The organism is Roseofilum reptotaenium CS-1145, from assembly GCF_028330985.1.
Classification (GTDB): Bacteria; Cyanobacteriota; Cyanobacteriia; order Cyanobacteriales; family Desertifilaceae; genus Roseofilum; species Roseofilum reptotaenium.
The window spans coordinates 1-5,058 of sequence record NZ_JAQMUE010000020.1 but is presented as its reverse complement, the minus strand read 5'-3'; the positions used below and the strand labels follow the sequence as shown (position 1 = coordinate 5,058).

2 protein-coding genes are annotated in these 5,058 nt (G+C 44.1%); both read right to left on the bottom strand.

Annotated features, from left to right (window positions below; genetic code table 11):
• On the bottom strand, positions 1-377 hold a 377-nt coding region (locus PN466_RS02510), incomplete at its 3' end, for a hypothetical protein (RefSeq protein ID WP_271936697.1).
• Positions 378-485: 108 nt separating this feature from the next.
• Complete coding sequence (locus PN466_RS02505; RefSeq protein WP_271936696.1) at positions 486-5,033, bottom strand: trifunctional serine/threonine-protein kinase/ATP-binding protein/sensor histidine kinase; 4,548 nt, start codon at positions 5,031-5,033, stop codon at positions 486-488.
• Positions 5,034-5,058: the final 25 nt, after the last annotated feature.

The window sequence follows — 5,058 nt, the reverse complement described above, 5'->3', positions numbered from 1 at the left end:
TGGCGATAGAGTCCGTCGAGAATTTCGCACAGGGAGAGTGCTACCTGAAAAAATTCTTCTAAATTCAAGGGATGCTCGGCCATATATTCTGAAAGCGCGATCCCTCCAAAGTCTTCCATGACTAATGCTAAACCCTTCCCAGAATGTTCGAGGGCTAGGGGTTTGACAATTCCAGGCAAGTCGAGATTTTTGGCAATGGTGTATTGATTGCGAAAATTGACCAATTCGCTGAAGGTCGGATACTCGCAGTTGAGCAATTTGATAATCACCGTATTATTATCAGCCAAGCGTAGTCCTCGATAAACCAGTGTTCTGGAACTAGAGTGCAGTAGTTCAATGACTTCGTAGCCCTGGAGGGGTGTTCTGAGACTAGCCATGGCAGTTTTGTAGAAGAACTTGAATTTGGAGAGGTTTCTTTCGTTTATTATAGCAATATTAAGAGTTTATCAATAAGACAACTTTAGCTGCATCTTTGGGGTTAAACCTTATCCATAATTCTTCACATCAGGATTGCCTAAAGGAAGAGAAATCATAAATTCCGTACCTTTACTGATTTGGGAATAACAATCGATTGTACCCCCGTGTTTTTCCTCAATAATTTGATGAGCGATTGCCATTCCTAACCCCGTACCTTTACCCACTGCTTTAGTCGTAAATCCTTGCTCAAAGATCCGTTCTCTAACTTCTTCTGGCATCCCCGTGCCATTATCAACAATGTTAATAGTCACCTCCTGGGGTGTTGCTGAGGTAATAATTTTAATTTGATTGGCAATCTCGTCAAAACTGCATCCTTCATTTGCTGATTCCAACGCATCAATAGCATTGGCAATCAGATTCATAAATACTTGGTTGAGTTGTCCCGGAAAACAGTGGACTTCGGGTAAATCCCCATACTCTTTTGCGATTTCAATCGCTGGACGTTTCTCGTTAGCTTTCAGGCGATGTTTGAGAATCAGCAATGTGCTGTCGATGCCTTCATGCAAGTTAAAGGGAACTTTATACTCCTTATCTGTACGGGAAAATGTCCGTAAAGAATTACTGATGTGACGGATGCGATCGGTTCCTGAGCGCATGGAAGAAATCAGTTGCAGTAAATCCGAGCGCAAAAACTCTAAGTCTATTGCTTCTATTTCTTCTTCTATGGCTTCATTTAGCTCAGGATATTCTTGCTGATAAAGGTCTATTAATCCCAACAAGTCTTGCACATAATCTCGCGCTGGGTTTATATTTCCAGCAATGAATCCCACGGGATTATTAATTTCGTGGGCTACTCCTGCGACTAAGTTACCCAAAGCTGACATCTTCTCGCTTTGCACCAATTGCAGTTGGGCTTCTTGTAAGTCTTTGAGAGCCTGTTGTGCTTGTTCGTAGAGACGGGCATTTTCTAGAGAGATAGCGGCTTGGGAACAGAGCAGAGAAAGCAGTTCCACGCGATCTCTAGTAAATGCTTCGGTTGCCAGATGGTTTTCTAGATAGAGGATACCAATCAGCTTGCCTTGATTGAGGATAGGCGCGCACAGGAAGCTTTTGGGTTGTTCTTGCAGTAGATAGGGATCACCGGCAAACTGGATATCGCCAGAGAAATCGTTAACAATAATCGCTTCTTGGCTACGTTTGACGGTATTAATCACACTGGTAGGAATAGAGCGTTCAGTCAAGACCTCGCTTGAGGATAAATCGCCACTTTTTTGGGAGTATAGAGCGACAACCTGCCAACCTTCTAGTTGCTGTAGTAGCAGAATACCGCTATCAGCTCCAGCATTTTCCATCGCTGCTTTCATTAAGGTTAAGACCAGTTTGTCCAGGTGCATTTCACTCGATAGAGACTGAGCCGCTTTCATCGCCGTCGCCCAATCGAGCATCAAGCCGGTTGTGCTGCTACTCGAACGGGCCGTTTGCATTACGCCAGTCGTGGTTAGACTGCTCTCTAACGGCAAAAGGGGCTGTTGCAGAATCGAGGAAAGCAGTTGGGGATATGTTTCTTCGAGTTGGTCGGTTTTGGCTTTAGCTCCCCAGTGGGCGTAGCAATAGTAAGCATCGGTCATATAGCCTGTGGCTATCTTTTCTTTCCCCCAATCTAAATAGAATTTGGCAGCTAGTTCGTTGGCGAGGGCTTCTTCCTGTAGGTACTGGTTGTCTTTTGCTCCGGCTATGGCGCGATCGTATAATTCAATGGCCTCTGTTCGTTTTCTTGTAATCCGCGATCGCTCTGCTTCAACTAAATCATATTTGTGCTGGTAATTCATGGCAGCACTCTGCGCCCAAAGGAACATTGGTTTTTGATTAGTGGCAATTTGTGCTAAATATTGCTGTTGAGACTCAGGGTCGGCATCGGCATATAACGCCAGCAACGATAGAGAAAAATAGAAATTATGAACCCCAATTGGCGGCCACCCTCCGACCGCAGAAATATATTCTTTTGCTTGAATGGCACATTGAACAGATTGCTCGTAATTCCCTAAGAAATAGAGTAAAATTTCTTTGGCAACTAACAACGAAAACAATCCCCAAGTATCGCCATAGTCTAGCATTTTAGGCACTAAACTATCCTCATTGATGGATTCTCCCGCCAGTTTAAAACGGTCTTGAACCAATCCTTGTAAATTCAGGTTAAGCTGCCGCCAAATATCCGTAATTACTAGAGTGCTTTTGACTTGTTTGCGAAAGCGATTGATATAGATGTAATTTTCTAACATCACTTGTAAATTCTCGCCGATCAAAAACATGTTCACAAAGTAATTTCCGGCGCTGTAACTGGCATGAATTAAACTACCATTCTCGATGCCAATCTTAAATGTATCTAAGCACAGAGGAGTAATGGTCCTGAGATGCTCTTTCCAAGAATGATTCATCTGATAGACCAGATTCCTCACTTCACATTTAAGAAATGTTGCTTCAAATCGGTTTAACACATCTATGGCTAATTGTCCCGCATGATACCCTTTCTCCATATCTCCCAGATATCCACACAGAAGAAAGCCATACCAACCATAGGCAGAAGCGGTTAAACTAGAATGGCCTTCGTCCAAAGATAGATGGATCTGGGTGGCAACCAGAGAAGAAAAAAGATCGGTTTTAGCCATAGCCGCTGCTGAAGTAATCGAAACGAGAATTCTCATTGCAGCCAGCTTATAGGGATCGGTCATTGAGGAGCTATTAGCCAAATCGTCGCGATCGCATAATACAATTTCCCGCTGTCCGTAAGCACGAATATCCTCCTGAGATATCCCTAATCTGCTGAGATTTTCTAATCCTATCTCTAATGCTTCTTTCGCTTTGTTTTCTGCGAAAGTTTGACCGATCTTTAATTCGTATATTTTAACAACATCCAAGACATTGCTCGTATTTTGCAGAACATATTCACTATAGTTCTGTGCGTCCTCAAACTCACCATTAAGGTAAGACGCTTCGACAACCTCAGTATAGAGATCTAAAGTCAGTTGGTATTGGGCGTTCCAGGGGTCTGAGTCGAGCAATTCAAGTCCGATTTTTAAATATCCCAGCGCTCCACTGTAGGCAGTTGAAGCCTTTGCTTTCTGTCCGGCTTTTAAATTTAATTGGGCTAATTCCTGGCGTTCTTCCGGGCAAGAAATCAACTGCCTCCCCATATTGAGTTGATTGACAATGTCAAAAACTTTATCTTCAGGTTTTGCCGTTCGAGAGTTGCCGAGTAACAGTTGGCCGATGGTGAGATGAGTGACTTTTTTCTGCGTTTCTGGAATGAGCGAATAAGCCGCTTGCTGGACGCGATCGTGTAGAAATTTGTAGCTAACCGATATTTCTTCTGCCCGTCCCTTTTCCTCTGTTTCACTCTCTTGGAAAAACTTATAGGTCTCGCCCAGGGGCAACACCAATCCTTCTTGCAGCCCTCTCCACAAGGAAGCTGCCACTTCCATTCGAGACTGTTCGCTGACAATTGCCAAAGTCTCCAAGTCAAAGCGATCGCCAATACAAGCGGCTAACCTCAACATTTCCTGGGTGGCGGATGGTAGCTTGTGCAGCCGAGAAGCCATAAACTCGACGACATCATCGGTCAGGGCCAACTGCCGCACCTGCGTTATGTCACAGAACCAATAGCCTTTATCGCGATCGAAGACAATAAATTCATCTTCGTGCAACCCTTTGAGAAATTGGGTGGCAAAAAAGGGATTCCCTTTAGTTTTTTGATCAATTAATTCCGTTAAAGGTTGGGCTACGTCCAGGCTACAACTTAGAGTATCTGCGACCAAGCACTTAAGGTTTTTTGGGCTTAAAGGTGCGAGAGTTATCGTATCAATCGTCGCTCCGGCATTAGCAATTTTATCTAAAGTCAGCATTAACGAGTGAACGGGAGATACCTCATTGTCCCGATAAGCTCCTAGAAGCAGCAGATAACCGGTTCCCGAATCCTCCATTAGCAATTCCATCAACTTCAGCGATGCCAAATCTGCCCACTGGAGGTCGTCAACAAAAATAACTAAGGGATGCTCTTGGGTTGTAAAAACTTGAATGAATTTCTGAAACAATACATTGAAGCGATTTTGCGCCGCAGTGCCCGAAAGTTCGGCAACTTTTGGCTGTTTGCCAATGATTCGCTCTAATTCGGGAATTACGTCAATAATCACTTGCCCATTTTCTCCCAAAGCCGCGAGAGTCTTCTCTTTCCACTGGGCAAGCTGGGCATCCGATTCTGCTAATAACTGTCCCATTAAATCCCGGAAGGCGATGACAAAAGCTGAGAAGGGAATATTACGATTGAACTGGTCAAATTTCCCTTTGATAAAGTAGCCCCGCTGTTTGACAATCGGCTTGTGAACCTCATTAACCACCGCTGTTTTCCCAATGCCGGAAAACCCAGCCACCAGCATCATTTCTGTTGTTCCTAGGGCGATGCGATCGAAAGCCTCCAGTAATCGTTGTACGCTGGTTTCCCGTCCGTAGAGTTTTTCGGGAATCAGAAAGCGATCGCTTCTATCTGTGCGTGCCAACTCAAAAGGCTCGATTTTCCCCCTCTGTTGCCATTGGTTTTGACACTTTTCCAGGTCAAATTTCAATCCCAAAATACTCTGATAACGGTTT